Annotated in this window: 21 protein-coding genes; 4 read left to right on the forward strand and 17 right to left on the reverse strand. The window is 63.6% G+C overall.

Annotated features, from left to right (window positions below; translation table 11 throughout):
* The first annotated feature begins 400 nt into the window (after positions 1 to 400).
* Positions 401 to 967 (forward strand): hypothetical protein, encoded by a 567-nt coding sequence (locus KBY77_RS14380; RefSeq protein WP_255105879.1) that lies wholly within the window; start codon positions 401 to 403, stop codon positions 965 to 967.
* An 89-nt stretch (positions 968 to 1056) separates the two neighbouring features.
* Entirely contained in the window at positions 1057 to 2334 is a 1278-nt protein-coding gene (locus tag KBY77_RS14385) for a putative sensor domain DACNV-containing protein (protein WP_255105881.1), read from the forward strand.
* A gap of 258 nt (positions 2335 to 2592) precedes the next feature.
* On the opposite strand, the gene KBY77_RS14390 is transcribed toward KBY77_RS14385, so the two are convergent.
* Positions 2593 to 3762, reverse strand: a complete 1170-nt coding sequence (locus KBY77_RS14390) for a hypothetical protein (RefSeq protein ID WP_255105882.1) — start codon at positions 3760 to 3762, stop codon at positions 2593 to 2595.
* Between the two features lie 505 nt (positions 3763 to 4267).
* On the opposite strand from KBY77_RS14390, the gene KBY77_RS14395 reads away from it, so the two are divergent.
* Positions 4268 to 5227, forward strand: a complete 960-nt coding sequence (locus KBY77_RS14395) for an ArdC family protein (RefSeq protein WP_255105884.1) — start codon at positions 4268 to 4270, stop codon at positions 5225 to 5227.
* 39 nt (positions 5228 to 5266) lie between these two features.
* On the opposite strand, the gene KBY77_RS14400 is transcribed toward KBY77_RS14395, so the two are convergent.
* From KBY77_RS14400 to KBY77_RS14475, 16 genes are all read right to left on the reverse strand, one after another.
* Positions 5267 to 5554, reverse strand: a complete 288-nt coding sequence (locus tag KBY77_RS14400; protein WP_255105887.1) for a hypothetical protein — start codon at positions 5552 to 5554, stop codon at positions 5267 to 5269.
* Between the two features lie 57 nt (positions 5555 to 5611).
* Positions 5612 to 5812 carry a hypothetical protein gene (locus KBY77_RS14405; RefSeq protein WP_255105889.1) on the reverse strand — a complete coding sequence of 67 codons (201 nt, stop codon included), beginning with the start codon at positions 5810 to 5812 and terminating at the stop codon, positions 5612 to 5614.
* A complete protein-coding gene (locus tag KBY77_RS14410; protein WP_255105892.1) occupies positions 5812 to 6123 on the reverse strand; it encodes a hypothetical protein in 312 nt (103 codons plus the stop codon). Before KBY77_RS14410 ends, KBY77_RS14405 begins: the two co-directional genes overlap by 1 nt.
* Positions 6120 to 7325 (reverse strand): hypothetical protein, encoded by a 1206-nt coding sequence (locus KBY77_RS14415; RefSeq protein ID WP_255105894.1) that lies wholly within the window; start codon positions 7323 to 7325, stop codon positions 6120 to 6122. Before KBY77_RS14415 ends, KBY77_RS14410 begins: the two co-directional genes overlap by 4 nt.
* Positions 7322 to 8200 (reverse strand): hypothetical protein, encoded by an 879-nt coding sequence (locus tag KBY77_RS14420; protein WP_255105897.1) that lies wholly within the window; start codon positions 8198 to 8200, stop codon positions 7322 to 7324. Before KBY77_RS14420 ends, KBY77_RS14415 begins: the two co-directional genes overlap by 4 nt.
* Complete coding sequence (locus KBY77_RS14425) at positions 8200 to 8640, reverse strand: hypothetical protein (RefSeq protein WP_255105900.1); 441 nt, start codon at positions 8638 to 8640, stop codon at positions 8200 to 8202. Before KBY77_RS14425 ends, KBY77_RS14420 begins: the two co-directional genes overlap by 1 nt.
* The gene (locus KBY77_RS14430) at positions 8640 to 9668 is read right to left on the reverse strand and encodes a hypothetical protein (protein ID WP_255105902.1); all 1029 of its coding nucleotides are present in this window, start codon (positions 9666 to 9668) and stop codon (positions 8640 to 8642) included. Before KBY77_RS14430 ends, KBY77_RS14425 begins: the two co-directional genes overlap by 1 nt.
* A gap of 323 nt (positions 9669 to 9991) precedes the next feature.
* Entirely contained in the window at positions 9992 to 10267 is a 276-nt protein-coding gene (locus KBY77_RS14435) for a hypothetical protein (RefSeq protein WP_255105905.1), read from the reverse strand.
* Between the two features lie 2 nt (positions 10268 to 10269).
* On the reverse strand, positions 10270 to 11082 hold the full coding sequence (locus KBY77_RS14440; protein ID WP_255105908.1) for a hypothetical protein: 813 nt from the start codon (positions 11080 to 11082) through the stop codon (positions 10270 to 10272).
* Positions 11082 to 11420: a hypothetical protein gene (locus tag KBY77_RS14445; RefSeq protein ID WP_255106049.1), complete on the reverse strand. Its 339-nt coding sequence runs from the start codon at positions 11418 to 11420 to the stop codon at positions 11082 to 11084. The genes KBY77_RS14440 and KBY77_RS14445 overlap by 1 nt, the downstream gene beginning before the upstream one ends.
* A 4-nt stretch (positions 11421 to 11424) precedes the next feature.
* The gene (locus tag KBY77_RS14450; protein WP_255105910.1) at positions 11425 to 12186 is read right to left on the reverse strand and encodes a hypothetical protein; all 762 of its coding nucleotides are present in this window, start codon (positions 12184 to 12186) and stop codon (positions 11425 to 11427) included.
* A 65-nt stretch (positions 12187 to 12251) separates the two neighbouring features.
* Positions 12252 to 13067 (reverse strand): hypothetical protein, encoded by an 816-nt coding sequence (locus tag KBY77_RS14455; protein WP_255105912.1) that lies wholly within the window; start codon positions 13065 to 13067, stop codon positions 12252 to 12254.
* Positions 13068 to 13075: 8 nt separating this feature from the next.
* On the reverse strand, positions 13076 to 13498 hold the full coding sequence (locus tag KBY77_RS14460) for a hypothetical protein (RefSeq protein ID WP_255105914.1): 423 nt from the start codon (positions 13496 to 13498) through the stop codon (positions 13076 to 13078).
* Between the two features lie 36 nt (positions 13499 to 13534).
* Positions 13535 to 14434 carry a major capsid protein gene (locus KBY77_RS14465; protein WP_255105916.1) on the reverse strand — a complete coding sequence of 300 codons (900 nt, stop codon included), beginning with the start codon at positions 14432 to 14434 and terminating at the stop codon, positions 13535 to 13537.
* A 65-nt stretch (positions 14435 to 14499) separates the two neighbouring features.
* Positions 14500 to 14955 carry a type II toxin-antitoxin system YhaV family toxin gene (locus KBY77_RS14470; protein WP_255105919.1) on the reverse strand — a complete coding sequence of 152 codons (456 nt, stop codon included), beginning with the start codon at positions 14953 to 14955 and terminating at the stop codon, positions 14500 to 14502.
* Positions 14952 to 15308: a hypothetical protein gene (locus tag KBY77_RS14475; protein ID WP_255105922.1), complete on the reverse strand. Its 357-nt coding sequence runs from the start codon at positions 15306 to 15308 to the stop codon at positions 14952 to 14954. Before KBY77_RS14475 ends, KBY77_RS14470 begins: the two co-directional genes overlap by 4 nt.
* Before the next feature lie 227 nt (positions 15309 to 15535).
* Between KBY77_RS14475 and KBY77_RS14480 the strand changes: the two genes are divergently transcribed.
* On the forward strand, positions 15536 to 16294 hold the full coding sequence (locus KBY77_RS14480) for a thermonuclease family protein (RefSeq protein ID WP_255105925.1): 759 nt from the start codon (positions 15536 to 15538) through the stop codon (positions 16292 to 16294).
* The last annotated feature ends 113 nt before the right edge of the window (positions 16295 to 16407 follow it).

The following is a 16407-nucleotide window of genomic DNA, read 5'->3' on the forward strand; positions in this document are numbered from 1 at the left end:
TCCATCTCGGCCAGAAATCGCTCGCGCCTTGTGCGCTTCTTGGCCGTGGCTTGCTCGTAATCACCGAATCCGAGCTGCTTGCTGCCCATGAACCCAGTCCGCGCTTGCGATTACAGGGGTATTTTCGTGCGGATGGCTCGGGTTTTCCAGAGCTTCCCTAGTGATCGCTTCTGATAGTAGGCTTCGTGGGGAGTTTACATGGGACTCCTGTCCGAAGATCTTCCCACTAAACAGAACTGACTGTGCACTTGCATTTGCTGGCGATACGGCTATTGCGTACCCACTTATCATTCAGATTAACACTGCGCTCAAGCTCTTTGGAAAGTCACTAGATCGTGGCCAGCCCCTGAGTGATTACAAGGGCCATGCTCTTAGAATAATTAATGACATGCGTAACAACATGTCCGACTTTGCCTTGAAAGATGGCCCCAGCGCCGAAAAGGAAACATTTTTGTTGTTGGCAGGGTATTGTTGGAAACAGCAGAAGTTCCTGATTTGGACGTTACATCTAGATGCGCAGACCAAAGAGTTTACCTTCCGCCCATCGCGTCCGTGGAATGGAACCGACGGACTGCGAATGATTGCAATCGTGGGCGACAGAACTGAGGATGCCAAGCAAAGAATTGTAGCGAGGCTACGCGAAAAGGGTGTCTTGGAAGCTGGTGGATTTGACATGGAGCCGTTCGAAGCCTTGAGAGACATCATTAGAGAGAACCTTGATCACACAATCGGCGGCGCCCCGCAAATGGTTAAGGTCTACCGTTATCTAAACTATGCTCCTGTTGGCGTCAACTGGCCAACAGAACGAGAAGCAAATATTGCATTGTTTGGCCGTTATCTTCTGCCATATGAGAAATGCCGTTATGGGATCTTGGATCCTGATACATTGCTCATAAGCAGTGCTGACTATAACGGCATCAAACATCCAGATCCAGAAGGCGGGATTGAGAATAGCCTTCCAATCTAGGATTTTCCCGCCCGCTTCTGATCTGGAGCGTTTGACGGATTGCATGAGTCCGCCAGCGCCTGTAGTCACTTGTATACTGATGTAGATAAATGATTCAATCTATGGAAAAGCTAGATCCGGTTTCAGTGCTAAATGACGAAAGAGTTGCCACTTTGCTTAACGATTCAAGTTATTCAGCAAGAAGAGAGCTGTTGAAGGAAGTCCTTAGAATCTCGTTTATTGCAGGGTTGCATTTAAACGAAGGACGACAGCTCAGGTTTGCGATAGCGATAGAAGACAGCGTCTTGAAAACGACCCGAGTAGATCGGTTTGATCCCCCTATACCGCTGGAGGCAAGGTATCTCCAATCTCTGAGCCCTGCTCTCTCTGAGAATGTTGACTGTTTTATTGTTGAAGAAGGCGCAAGACACGGCAATACGTTGATGATCGTAGGCACTGCTGCCCTGCCACAGGCCCAGCTGCTTCCTTCTTCGATGTATCTTCGGCCTCTTGTAGTGTCAGTAAATGGTCCAGGAAGGATATACCTCGAGATTGGCGATGTGAAGATTGCCTATGATAGAGGTGATTGGACGGATTGCAGTCGTAGTCGGGTTGAAAGTCTTTGGAAGGAGATAGCTCCGGCTTTTGTTGGCAAGGTCTCAACCCCGTGCAATTTTAGTAACGGCTTAACTTATGGCCTGTATGGGCATCCTAGTCTTGATGTCAACTCATGGGAGTCCTACAAGAGTGATTATGCCAATTATGCACAAGAATATTGTCCTACATTGCTTGGCGGGGTTATTGAAGTAATTGTCAGAGAGATTCAAAGGGCTGATCATGGTGGTGCATTCATGCTGCTGCCATCTCCGGTGCGAAGTGACAACAACCTCTTTCAGGAAAGGCGCTGGTATTCAGGAATTAGGCAAGAGTTAAGTGAAGCGATCCATAAATCACTTGCTCTCAACACAATCTATATTCTGGCATCACAAGGAAAGTGGATATATCCCGAGGGTGTACTCCCAACTCAGCCGGATGACTTGCGATATTGGGTGGATCGCATTGTCTACCCGCAGCTTACAAACTCATTTATTGATCTTAGAAGTCAATGCCAGCGGATAGCACACCTTGCCAACGCTGACGGTGCAGTTGTGCTAAACACAATGTTTGGCCTGGAGGCATTTAGTGCGAAGCTTAAGTGTGAAACGAATAATCTTCCCGCCGAACTGGCGTTATTTCTCGGCTCAAGAGGCAATCGTCACAACTCGATGGCTAGGGCTATCGCCACAGTGCCAAGCTCAATAGGCGTAGTAGTTTCACAGGACGGGAATGCGGTTTGCTTCCATAATAGCCCTGAAAATGATGTTGAATTCTTTGAGCTAATTCTGTAAATGGATTACGACAGATTTCCCGTCAAACATTAAGATGTTGCGGACCGGTGATGGATGGCTATTCTTGACGCCAATCTCTTGGCGGTCGCTGATCTTGAGCGTTACGAGAGAAGCGTGACGCGCTTCTTCGGAGCCTGCGCTTCGGGAATATGCGTCGCAGCGAGTTTCACGCCTTTCTGGCCAGGATATGGACGCGAATCGAGGCGTTGCTGCCTCATAACAAACTGGTGAATGTATACCTCGATCGCATCGAGGCGATCAAGTAGCAGGCCCTGGGGCCTGGGCCTGACGCTCACCCAGAAGACGGGCCGCCTTGTCGAAGGCGTCATCCACCACCTCATCACCACACCACTTGCTGTAGGCCGCCAGGTGGGTTTCGACGGTGTGGCCCATCGCGGCCGCCACCACCTTGGGCGGCAGCTCGCAGATCACATGAGCACGGTGCGCATAGCCATGCCGGCAGGAGTAGAGCACCAGCTTCTCCCCCTCCAGCGCATAGCGATGGCGGAGCTGATCCCAGAGGGGGCGACGGCGAAGGTAGTTCTTGAGGTCCTGCGACCCGAAGCCGGGCCTCATCGGTGGCATCCGGGTGGAGCTGAACGTCTCCTCCAGCCTCCACTGCTGGGCCCATGCATCGCAGGGAAGAACCCGCAGTGGCCGGGGTCTGGTGCTGCCGCGGGAAGACACCTTGGCGTAGTTGCACCACAGGCGCCCTTCCCGCAGCTCAAGATGCTGCAGCTCTTCTGGCCTCAGACCAAAACTGGCCAGCAGCTGGACGGCATAGCGCCAGCGCGTATCGGGAATCGATTCCACCAGCAGGAGAATGTCGTCCACACCAATCGGTGTGGTGACTGATTTGGGCTCCCGGCGGCGGCCGGTGTAGCTCGAGAGCACCAGCGGGGGCGCCCACTCCTGCGGCAGCCGCTCATTGTCCACAGCCCAGCGCAGCAAGGCGGCTGCCTGCTGCACCACCACCTGGCGCCCCCGGGAACCGGGCTGATCCTTGAGTCGCTGGGTCAGCAGCTCCAGCAGTTGACGCGGGGTCGAGGGCTTGGTCTTCCCTTTGGTGGCCTCCACCAACCGCTGCATACGAGCGGCGTAGGTCCTCTCCCAGGTCGTCTGCTTGATCAGACCGCTGCTGATCTTGTGGTCCCGGTATTGCGCGACCAAACCCTGCCAGTCCGTGCCCTGAATGGGTTCGACCACGTCCTCTGGCGTGCTGTCGTCTTCCTCTGGAGAGGCCGATCCTGTGGCCAGTGCGATGCATTGATCCAGAGGAATCCCACGCGCGAAGGAGGCATGGATCGCCAGCACTGCCGTGTGGATATCCTGCCGAGCAGCCGCTTCCCAGGGCAAGGGGAGCACCCGCTGGATGCGCTTGCCCCCAGTGACCCGCTCCGAGAGATTGAGCAGGGCACGGCCGCGCATTTCCGCCAGGCTCCAGCCGCTCCTCGAGCCGAGGTCGCATTGGAGAGCTGAACGCAGGGCAGCGACCCAGTGCTCACGGGGCAAAAGACCCCCCTTGCAAGAGAAAGTGCAAGAGAAACTAGCTCAAGCCGTGGCACAGCGAGGCAACATGAGGCACCCGGCGGCACCCCTAAACACAGTGAGCACAATGCTTTTCAGCCAAGATCCCAGTCAGCGACAACGACCTCCCAGATCGGTTCCACAGAGGTTTGGGAGCACTAGGTCGCAGGTTCGAATCCTGTCGCCCCGATTCCAGTTATACCAAGGGCTCTCGGGGATTCCGGGAGCCCTTTTTCTTGCCCGTTTCGGGCCGGCTGAGCGCAAATTGAGCGCAAACACGCCAAACGACGCCAAAAAGGGGGGCGCGCAGGTTGCCTCAGCGTGCGCGGACAGCGCAAGGGCTACGCAAGCGCTCGGCCCTGGCGCTGTCCGCGCGGTCACTTCGGCGTCCTTTGCGCCCTCTGCCATGGCCGCATCCAAGTCCCGTCGCAAGTTTTCAGGCCCCTCACCCGAGGAAGCGATGGTGCGCGATCTCATCGAGCTCCTCGAGGCCGGCACCACGCCCTGGCGTAAGCCCTGGGATTGCCATGGCGGCGGCGTCCACATCAATCTGCTCACCGGCCGCGCCTATCGAGGCGGCAATCCAATCCTCCTGGAGCTGGGGATGGCCATGCGCGGCTCGTCGCTGCCCTTCTGGTGCGGCTTCGCCGAGGCCAGGAAGCTCGGCATCTTCCCGGTCAAGGGCAGCAAGTCGGTCCGCATCCTCAGGCCCCAGCTGCACTCCCGCGAGGATGAGCAGGGCGGCGAAAAGGTGCTCCACAGCTGGGCCAGCTATCGCCCGGTGCCGGTGTTCAATGTCTCCGATCTGCAGGGCGAGGCCCTGGCCGGGCTGATCGCCGCCCGGATGCCAGAGGCCACGGAGCGGCCGGCGATCGAGCCAATCAGCCAGGCCGAGCAGATCCTGGGAGCCTGGTCGGTCCCGGCCGGCTGGGGCGGTGAGCGGGCCTTCTATGCCCCAGCCATCGATCGGATCCAGCTGCCGGGGCGCGAGAGCTTCCACGGCGCTGCGGCGCTCTATGCCACCTGGGGCCACGAGGCCATCCACTCCACCGGCCACGAATCCCGCCTCAAGCGCGATCTCTCCGGCGCCTTCGGATCCAGGTCCTATGCCCGGGAGGAGCTGATCGCGGAGCTTGGCAGCGTGCTGCTGGGGCAGCGGCTGCAGATCGGCTGTGAGCTCATGAGCCACGCGGCCTATCTGGAGAGCTGGATCTCCGTCCTGCGCGAGTCGCCCAAGGTGCTGCTGCAGGTCGTAAGCGAGGCCCGCCAAGCCGTAGATCTGATCTGCCCAGAGCCCGAGGCACCAGAGGCCCTGGCAACTGCAGAGCTAGCCGCCGAGGCCGAGCCCGCCGCGCTCAGCGCCTGAGGCTCAGCCGGGCCAGCCGGGAGCCCTCAATCCCGGCGCTCACGCATGGGCGGCCGGCGGTGCCCAGACCACCACCGTGCCCTCCGGCCACTGCGGATGGCAGTCCTCATAAGGCCGCGGCGCCACCAGGGGCCTTCCGTCGGGGTAGAGGTCGCTTCGCTCATCCGACGGCGGCGCTGCCTGCAGGGCCAGGCCGTGCGCCGCCAGGGACGCCCAGAACAGGACATTCCAGTTCGGCCCGCCTTGGCCTGCGGCCTGGAGCGCCGCGTCGAGCGCCACTTTGTACTGCTCGGCCTTCATGGTCAGAGCAACCCCAGCCGATTCCAACCACGAGCGGAGCGTGGCGCGATCGAAGAAGCCGCCGCCACCCAGCAGCGGTCGGCCCTAGATCGACACGTGGATTCCATCGTCGGCCGTGGTGTACGACAGCTCGGCGCCGAAGTCCTTCAGCAGCTCATGCAGCTGCCTCAGGAACTCACGCTCCTGCAGCTGGGGCATACGACCAGCTGCGGCCTCCCTCGCCTCACTCAGCAGCACCAGCTGGTGCTCCCGCAGCTCAGCCGGGATCAGCTCTGGCGTTTCCATCAGATCGCCTCCTCGAGCACGTCCCAGCCAGTCTCCCAATACAAGCGGGCGATCTGATTCGCCATCCCAGGCTGCACATCGAACAGGCGGTAATCAGGCCACTGCCAATCCGGCTTCTTGTCCACCTCCACCTCGTAGCGACGTTCGCAGCGCAGCCGGATCAGATCGATCAGGTGCTCCGGGTCGTTGCCCGCCTCCTCGACCAGGTGGGCCAGCACATCGTCCAGCGAGTCGTCCTCCCGGATCACATATTCCACCGACCCAGCGAGATACATCTCGCCCTCGATCAGCTTGAGCAAAGGCTCGCTCATGCCGTCCCTCTTGGCCACAGCACACCCGTCGTCGGCCGCTGGCTGCCGCCGCCTGTGCCCTGCTGCAGCGAGTAGATCGGATGCTGCGCCACTCCTGGCCCACCCATCGCAACCGAGCTCCAATCCATCAGGAAATCAGGCCCGGCATCAGGCCCCATCAGCACCGCGCCACGCGGCACCTCCGGGCCGAAATACAGCCGGTCAGGGAACGTCTGCCAGCTGCTCAGCGACCCGATCGTGTTCCACCCGGCCATCGCCGCCGTGCTCGGCGGCACCAGGATCCAGCAGTCCATGCCGCCGCTGCTCATGGCTGCACCCAGCTGGTAGAAGACGCCCGGCCCGCCGGGGTTTGTCACCCGGCTCAGCCTTCGCGGGTCCGTGATCTGGTTGCTGCCGAACCAGAACAGCGACGGCAGGCTCACCCGCTCCTGCTTCGTGCGGTACTCAAAGAGCTGGCCAGGGCCATTCCCGCCAGGGATCAGGCCCAGACCAGTCGTCAGCAGTTGCTCCAGCCCTGATGGCACATTCGGCCAGGATGGCGCCGCCACCATCACGTTATTGCTCCAGGTGTAGAAGTTGCGGCTCTCGAACATTCCAGCCAGCGCCTGCGACCGCAGTAGCGCCACACTCCAGCCGCTACTTGCAGGACTGCGGAACAGAATGAAGGTATGGTTCTGCGCGTAGGTGTCGCCACTTGTCGTCGCGATGTTGTATGCGAAGAACTCTTTACCGCCCGGCGTCGTGTCCATCATCACGATCAACCGCCCATCGGCGCTGAACGCCGGGGTGCCGGTCGGCCCGTAATACGACATGCCGGAACTGAGGCTCGCCACCGTCGTACTGAAGGTGCCGTAACCACCATTCAGCCCATCATCCGTCCAGCTGCTGGCAAGACCCAGCGCGAAGTTTGCTGACGTTGACGTTGCGCTCGATCCCTGGCTCTTGCTCAGGTTGTAGTACCTCAGCACCATCGGATTGACCGGATGGCCCAGCCGCAGCACATACCCGAAGAACGTCGTTGTGCTCGCAGCCGTGTGGTCCTTCAGCTGCGTCAGCTGAATGCCACTGTTGCCGGCGTTCGCATTGACAGCCAGCACGAACGCCGCAATGGCCTCACTGAGCCGCAGGCCCACCGATCCAGGCGCCTTGCTGAGCCAGTCAATCGCAGGCGTCCAGTCCGCCGTTGAAATCGTCAGAGTCATGGCGTCGCCTCCACCAGTCGCAGGGCCAGGCGGGCGCCGCCCATCTGCAGCCAATGCGAGCCATCGGAGCCAATGAAGTATCCGAACATTCCAGCCGTCCGATTATACAACCCGAAATCAGCAGGTAGCACCACCGGATCAAACCACTGCACCGGCGGCTGCGGATTCGGCGCCAGAGAGGTAATGCCCGGTGTGATCGGCACCCACTGCACCGGCACCGTGAGCATCAGCGGCAGCGTCGAGGACGCATAATCCAGCCGCAGCGCATTCGACAGGAACGGCAGCGAGCGGTTCGCACGCCAGCCCACCACACCGATCACCGAGGCGTTATCCGTCAGCGACAGATGCCACTGCCCGGAATAGACGTCCTTGGCAATCAGCACCACCACCGCCTGGCGGTTGCTGAAGGTGTGCTGCGAATGCGCGAAGCAGAAGTATTCCTGCCCCGGCTCCAATGAGCTGGCCACCAGGGCGCCGATCGGCAGCGGCTCCGGCAGCGGTTCGATCAGCGTGTTGGTGGTGCCAATCCCGCCCGTGAGGGCGCCATAGCCGCCCAGCGCCGCGCCTGGCACGTACCCGCTCGCCAGGCCGCAGTGCGTGGTGATCGCACCCGTCGTCAGGTTCGCCACCCACTGGCTCATCAGCTCCACCGGCTGCCCGGCGTCGAGCACCGCCAGCCGGGCCTTGATCACCCAGCCCGTGAAGCCATGCACCTCCCCAGGGGCCTTCACGATGCTCAGCTGCTGCAACGGGTTCTGCGCATTGGCTGCCGCCATCCAGGTGCGCAGCAGGGCATCCGCAGCGGCGAAGACCTGCGGCACCACAAACCCGCCGGTGTCACCACGGCGGCTGAGGTCCGTGATCGTGGCCACCATCAGGCGCCACCCGGCCCAGACGGCACGGTGTCGTATTCCACCAGGGCCAGGATGCCCACCGTGGCCGAGTGGGGCACCGCCAGCTCTGTGCGCACACGCGCCCAGACACGCTGCTGCACCGGCTGATCGGCGTTGGAATACGTCGAGCCCGGCGCTGGCTCCAGCACCGTTGTGGTCCCGTCGAACATCAGGTCCAGCAGCACACCAGCCGACAGCGGCGGGTCATCGGTGATGGGCCGCAGCGCATCCGCCGCCCGCGCTGCCAGCGAGGCATAGAACGTCACCCAGGCGGCGATCGAGCAGCTCACCGAGAGAAACCGTCCATCCACTCCCAGGTTCAGATAGGTCAGATCCAGCGCCGATGGAGCACTCACCATCGCTGTGGTGCGCTCCTCGAGCACGCGCCGCGGCGTGTCGATCCGAGGAATCCAACTGGGCATCAGGGCACGACCGCCACCTTGCGGATGGCCCGCACCTGCTGCTGGAACGTCTTGGAGTTCGGCTCCGGCGGGCCGTAGAACCAGTCCTGGATCACATGGGTGGTGGCCCCGTCCTGCGTCGAGCTGCCGTAGTTGATGGCCTCGAACGCCTCAGCATTACCCGCCTGGAACGCCGTCACCGTGGTCGTGCCAGGGATCGATCCCGAGTAGTTCGCCGTGGTCGGTGGCACCGCATAGGCATTGGCGCCGAATCCAGGCGTGTTGCCCTCGCTGTTATCAGGCTTGAAGCGCCGGAACAGGATCTCCAGCTCGAACTGCGCCGGGATGTACCAATCGCTGTAGCCACCGATTGGCAGGGCACGCGCCCACTGGTTAGCCGGATGGGTTGCATCTTTGGCCGCCTCGGAATTGGCGTAGCCGTCGAACGTGCTGGCCGTGCCGACTGTCGCGGTGTTCGCGGTCTTGCATGCCTTCAGGTCCTCGCCGCCGGCTTTCGGGGCGATCACCAGGGCGTGTGTGGCCACCCCGTTCGCGCTCTGGGAGATCAGGCCGCCGTAGAAGCCGCCCTGGAAGGCCGCACCGATGGCAGGCAGGCTGCCCACCGGGATGCCCGTCGGCCCACTGCCCAGCAGGTACACATCCCCCGTCAACGTGTCGAGGTACATGTCGCCGACGATCGAGCCGGGGATGTTGGTCGGCGGCGGGCCGCTGCCCACGAACCAGCCCGTGCCGCGTGGTCCCTCAGGCCCTGCCGCGCCGGTCGGGCCAATCGGTCCCTGGATGCCCTCCGGTCCCATTGGTCCCGTGGCGCCAGCCGGTCCCGTGCCGCCCGCAGGCCCTGTGGGGCCAGCAGCGCCAGCCGGGCCAGCAGGGCCGACCGGGCCGGAGATCGAGCCCGCATCCACCCATTGCGTGGTCTCGGTGTCCCAGACAAAGAGGACGTTGGTGCGATCGGGCGGCACCGTCGCCACCACATAGGCGTCGCCGTCGAGCTGACCGCTGCTCGGCAACTGGGCCTGAGTGGCCACATTGCCCTTCAGGTTGATGCCCGTGCCCGCCGCACCCTGCGGGCCAGTGGGGCCGGTTGGGCCAGCGGGACCCGTCGCACCAGCCGGGCCGGTGCTGCCCGCCGGTCCCTGGGCTCCAACGGCACCGGCTGAACCCTGTGGCCCCGCTACTCCCGTTGCACCCGCAGGCCCGCTCGCGCCTGCAGGCCCACCCGGACCCTGCGGGCCTTGGGGGCCGCGAATGTTGCCGGTGCTGGTCCAGGACATGGGCCGCCGCGTTCTGGGGGGTCTCAAGCACCTATTGCCACTGATGATTCCGAGACCCCACCAGCCCGGGCCGCTGCTCAGTCCTGCTCAGGGTTGATCGGCACCCAGGCGCTGCCCGTCCAGCGCCGGGTGATGCGCTGGCGCCACTCACCGTTGATCCACACCTTTGCCAGCCGATCCATCCAGGCGCTGCCCGTCCACACCCGGAAGGCACCGCCAGACAGCGGTGTTGGTGCCGGCAGCGCCGGGCCAAAGAACTCCAGGGTGGCGTTCAGACCGCCAGCCCCCACGTCCCAGCGCTCAGCACCAGCTCGGTAGGGAGGATCGGCCGAATCGCGGATGTCCCTGGGCACGATCAGCCACCAACCATCCGGCACACACCCTTGGCGTTACCCGTGGTGGTGGTGGTGCAGAGCTGAATCAGGCTCAAGCAGGAGTCGATGTGGAGCTCAGGCAGGGAAAGCGCCGCCCAGTCGAACACCTCCGCCTTGCTCGCCAGCACCGTGAAGAAGCCAGCCCGATACCGCGTGCAGGTCACACCGAAGTTCCCAGCTGTGCCCGTCGTCGCGGAGAGCGTGACGCTGTTGACCGCCTTGATTCCCTTCTTGCCCTGCGGCGGCAGTATCTGATAGAGACCCGAGGCGCGACTGGTGGCCGCCAGAGCAATCACCACGTTCTGAGTCGTGTCGTCGTCACACGTCACGTTCACCGTGGCGTTCACGCCCGTGGAGCCTGTGTCGGTGTACCACTCGAGCCACCACTGGAGCTGGCTGAAATCCACCAGGCCCAGCCGCTCCAGCGGAATGCCAACCACGTTCAGCGGCAGGTTCGTCGTCTGCGCCGTCGCCACGGTGCCCGAGAGGCCGCCCTGGTGGCAGAGGCGATCGTGGATCTCCAGCGTCGAGGTCGAAAGGCTCGTCGCCACATCCACCCAGGCAAGGTAATTCGTGCCCGGCGCCGAGAACGGGGCATAACCCAAGGCGCCTAGCAGGCTGTTGTTGCAGATCTGCTGCGCCACCGGCACCGCACCCTGACCCGGCTGGCCCGTGGCACGCCAGAGCGAATAGAAGCGGCCGGCCACCGCGTTGGCGATCGAGGCCTTATCGAACAGCACATGGCGCGACTGGCTGAGAGCCGCAATCAGTTGGTCCCGTGTCGTGATTGCCATCAGTTGGTGTCCACCCAGAGGTCATTGAGCGCAGGGCTCGGCGGTGCCGTGGTCCCCACCGTCAGCCGTGAGGCATTGAGTTTTTGGTTGAGGGCCGCCTGCAGGTCCGCCTGCGTGCTCAGGGTTCCTGTGATGCCACCCCACACCGAAGGACCCGCAGGTCCCTGTGGACCGGTTGGCCCGGTGCCTCCGGTCGCTCCGGTGGCTCCAGTCGCACCCGTCGGCCCAGCAGGCCCCTGCGGTCCGGTTGCGCCCGTCGCCCCAGCAGTCCCGGCCGCACCATCCGCGCCGTCCGGTCCCTTGAGATTCAGCCCCGTGGGGTTCCAGGTCTCAGGCATCGGCTCAGACCATCAGCTCGTACACCTGCCCGCCGATGCGATCCAGGTACAGATCACCCAGGGCCGGTGGCGGTTGCAGCAGCTCCGTCACCGGCGGGCCATCGCCCGAATACCAGCGAGTGGCACGGCCGCCCGCCTCGCTGTTCATCGCCGCCAGCGCCGGCTCCCCATCCACCGGGCTCGGCAGGAAGCCCAGGCCACCGGAGGGGTGCAGCCGCAGTTGCCACTGCTGTGCCACCGAGCCGTTGTAGGCATTGCCCTGCAGGCCAGCACCCGGCACCAGGGGCTCGACGCCAATCAGACCGCCCGTGGAGCTGCCAGCAGTCGGCACCGAGTAGGGCCGCACCGGGCAGCCCACTAGGGCCACCTGCAGGCTGGCGATCGAAATGCCGATGGTGACGGTGACGGTCAGATCCTCCCGGTTCAGGTACATGTGCCGCGGGCGCGGCACATCACGGGCCAGGGCGTCCCAGCCGATCGTCTCGGTGCTGCCATCACCCCAGCTCACCGCAATCGGCTGCGGTGCCTTCACCAACGGGTCGATATGAAGCTCGATCGCTGCACTCGTGATCGGCTCATCCCAGAACCGATCAGCCGGATTCCAGTACAGCTCCAGCTGATCAGCGGGCACAGGCCCCAGCCGGTAGCCCATCCGCAACCAGCGCGGCACCTCATGGGGGACCACCCACACCTCGAGGCCCGGGCATCCCATCGGAGGAAGCACGCGCACGCGCTCATCAGGGGCGCTGGGGAGCGGGTAGGGCATGGAAGGGCTCTGCCTCCTCTGGATTGGCGCTACCTCCCTTTGCCAGGAAGCCAGGGTGGGCAGTGTCAGCCGAGCAGATCGCCAGGGATCGACAGATCCGGCTCAGGGACGAGGCCAGGTTCAGCAGCCGCCTGCGGCTGCTCGGGAGGAGCCGTCACCGACTCCTCCCAGAGCCTGGTGGCTTCATCAACCAGCACGGCCTTGGTCTGGCTGCCATCGAGCAACACGCCGTAGTCCTCCTCGCAGCTCTGAACGATCTGCGTCTTGGTCATCGACGCGAAATCAGGCCCGGCCACCTCAGCATCAAGGCTGGGGGCAGGCTCCGGTTCCAGGCCGACCGGCTCAGACCCGACAGGTACCGGCCCTGCCGGTTCCGGCACTGCTGGTTTCGGCTCCGCAGTCGCCGGGTGGGTGCCCTGATCCGGAATGGTTCCGGGCAGGGTCACCGCTCCGCCGGTCAGATCACCCTGCAGGGCCTCTGGCGGAAGCTCTTCAGGAGTCATTTGTGCCTGACCCTCATCGATTGACACCGGCGGGTGGACCGTCCAGCCGTTCTCCGCCCAGCGCTCAGCATGGACAGGAAAGACGAACTGATCGTCCTCGCTCGCCTTGGAGATGCGCAGCATCCCCTCCGGCGGCAGCTCCAGCACAGGATTGGCGGTCGTCAGCTCAACAGGCATGGTCGGATCAGCAGGGGTGAGCGGATCAGTGGGCTCCTCAGGCGGCCCATTGGGCGCAGGTGCAGTCGGCACCGTGGGATCACTCCCCTCCGTTCCCTCCTGCGGTGGCGCCCATGGCCTGCCGGGCTTGGTCGGCTTGATCACCGGCTTGGGCGGCGAGCCCGGCACTCCGCCGGGCGCCTTGACCTCAACGTCATCCATGGCCGCGCTCAGTAGGTGAGGCTGACGTGGGCGCCGTTCGGAGTGGAAGGCGTCAACGTGGCTCGGGCATAGAAGAAGGCCGGCAGCTCCACGTTGGCGGCATCAGCTGGAGCCACCGACAGGCTGCCGCCTGCGATCGGTGCCTCCACCTGGCCACCAGCGGCGGGGATCGCCACGGTGGCCGCCGTCACCCAGGTGCCGACTGTGCCGTCCTTGAGCAGCGGCGCCAGTTGCAGCACCACCGTCACCGCCCCGGCAGCACCGGGATGGCTGGCCAGCAGCGTGAAGTCATCCGCCGCATCGAGCGGCGTGGTCAGCCGCACCACCTCCGCGCTGACGCGCGTGCGCTCAAACGGGTCGGTGGCGTTGTAATTGACCCACCCCACCAGCGTGGTGGCGGCGTCGATCAGCTTGTTGCCCTGGTGGGCCATGGTCTTGTCCTCTCAGAAGTGAATGGGGAGGGTTGATCAGGCCACAGCAGGGCCGACGTTGTAGAGGCGACAGATCGCCTTGTCGTGGCACACCGCAAAACCCACGTACCAATCGACGCGGGTGCGGAAAACCGGGGCGTCCTGCACTTCGCCGAAGTCCCGCACGGAGATCCCGTAACGGCCCTCGAACGGACCCTGGATGCCCGTCATCAGCTCATCGCCGAACGCCACGCAGTAGATCGAGGTGGTGTTACCGGCCTCTCCAAAGCCCAGCACCTCATAGCCCTGAGCGTCCTGATCCAGCACCAGGATCTCGGTGTCCTCGAACCAGTGGCGGCCGTCGATCACCTGATACAGGTCGCCGCCAGCCTCACGGCAGACATGGCTGATCTGGCGCCGGCCCGCCTTGCTGGTGATGATCACCTTCTCCCCGCCGAGGGCGTTGACCGCATCGACCAGCGCCTCCAGCTTGGTGAGCTTCACGGTGCCGCTGATGTTGTCCACGGTCTGCATCTGGCCGGGGATCAGCCGCTTGCTGAGACCGTTGAACGCCCGCGGATCGAAGCTGGCGTCACCGTTGATGATCGCCGCCTCCAGCGTCAACCGCATCGAGCGCACCTTCTGCTCCGTCTGGGAAGCACGGGCCTCGGGGCCGTTGAGATCGACGATCGAGCGGTCCACGTCGAGATCACCACCGAACAGGTGGACGAATTCGCTCTCCTGGGCCACCGCGCCGTAGTCGCGCCGGTAGCCCTCGTTCACGGCCCGAAAGCCGACACGGGGCATCTTCTTCTCCTTGGCGAACTGCAGAGCCCCACCCGAAAGGTTGCGGAAGGGCAGACGACGAAGCAGCTGACCTTCCACGAAGGTCTTGGACACCGCGAGCCGATCGACTCGGGTTTCATGCTTCATCGCCTCGATCAACGTGAGGCCCATGGTCACTCCCGGGGCCTGGCCCCAGCAACGTCACCATCTATTGCCACTGATCCTGAAAGGAGCGTTCAGGGCCCGTCGAGCTCGGCCTGCAGGCTCTGCCAGTCCGCCGGCAGGTCACCGCGGCGCACCATCTGCTGGAAGACGGCGTAGCAGTCGTTGCGATCGCCGTCCTTGCGGGGGAAGCCCAGCCAGAGGATCAGCAACACCTTGCGGCCCTCGGCCTCGAAGACCCGAAAGAAGAGGCGGTAGCGATCGGGCAAACCCAGCCCCTTGAGCCGTCCATAGCGCCGCAGCGGACCCGTCAGGGCAAAGCGAGCGGCATAGGGATCTGCGGCGATCCGCTCCTTGATCCCCTCCATCACCGCGGCGAGCAGCTTGACCTGGGGATGTTGCAGGAAGCTCTGCTGGTCGAGTTCCTTCTTGAGACGTTTGACCTCAGCTTTGAGCTGCTCGTACTGGCGCGCGAACAGCTGGGGCTGGAAGACGATCTCCCAGCCATGGCGCACCAGGGCCGGGCTCATTCCTGTGCAGGCGCGCCCGCTGTCTCCATCGTGTCCACCGTGACACCGGCAAGCAGCTCATCGTCTTCTGCCGCCATGGCCTCGGTGTAGGGCACAGGTCCGGCTTCTGCCGTCAACGCCTCACGGGTGAGCAGATCAAGGAAAAGGCCCAGCATGAGGCTCTCGTCCTCAGGCTCAACGCCCTGGCGCTCGCTTGGCTCGAAGCGCAGGAGCATGGTGTCGTTGCTCAGCACCTCCACTTGCCCTGGGGCGCCTGTGAACTGGGGGTGATCGCGGTAGAAAGCGGCAGGAAGCCGCAGACCGGAGGAGTTGCCGATCTGGGCCGGGGTGACGCGGTAGCGGGAAGAAGCCATGGCAGAAGCGCCCCCAGCGCAGTGGACTTACATCTTGTTAGTCCAAACCCTAGGTCCTTCTGGCCGTCGTGGCCATGGCCTGCACGGGGGGTATTGGCTGGCAACCGCCGTTGGCCAATACCGGTCCCCCAGCGGCAGGACCTTGAGCGCACGCTGGAGCTGCCCGATCCCCCTTGGTGATGCTCCCTCGCTGTGCATGCTGTGCATTGCGCCGCCTCGATGCAGCCATGCCGATCTCCGGGGATCTGTTGAAATGCACCGCAGCGCTGGTGTTCGTCGTGCTCGTGATTGGCCTGCAGCCCCCAGCTGCGGCCCAGAGGTGCTCCAGCTTCAGGAGCTGCGAGGAGGCCATGCGCTCCCTCAGGGGTGGTAACAGGCAGATCGACGGAGATGGGGATGGCATCCCCTGCGAGAAGCAGCTCTGCGGTGGTTCTCGTGGAGACCAGCCCAGTGGTGGCAGCAGCGGAGGCAGTGCAGGCCCTTTCGTATCTCCAACCTTCTACGTCGCCCCTCGATCCACACCGGCACCAAAGCCGCGTCAGAGCCTTCCGGATCGCCCCCTGGCCAGTGGCCCTGCATCGCTGATCTCTGTGGGTGATGGCGACACAATCCGCGTTGCCACCACCAGCGGAGAGAAGGTGACAATCCGCCTGGCCTGCATCGACGCCCCGGAGACAGCCCAGGGAGAGAGCGGAGCTCAGGCCACGGCTGCTCTGCGCCAGCTGCTGGCTGGGGGTGCTTTGGAGATCAGGCCCCAGACGGTGGACCGCTACGGACGCACCGTGGCCGAGGTGTACTCCAGCGGCCGGAACGTGAACCTGGAGCTGGTGAAAAGTGGTGCCGCCTATGTCTACCGGCAATACCTTGCCGGCTGCGATCAGGGGGCTTATCTGGGCGCCGAGCGAGAGGCTGAGATGTGGCGGCGGGGGGTGTGGCGCTCAGGGGGGAATGAGCAACGCCCCTGGGACTTTCGTAAGTCCCGCTGAGGCTGTGCTGATAGGCAGGCCTCCCCCAAACGGGTGATCTGCCGCGTACCCGTCACCTGAGCAGGTGCGCCAGCCCCTGCTGTCGTGTCCGCCACCGCCCCGGCTCCGCCGAC

It is taken from the genome of Synechococcus sp. Cruz-7E5 (assembly GCF_024345995.1).
Classification (GTDB): domain Bacteria; phylum Cyanobacteriota; class Cyanobacteriia; order PCC-6307; family Cyanobiaceae; genus Regnicoccus_A.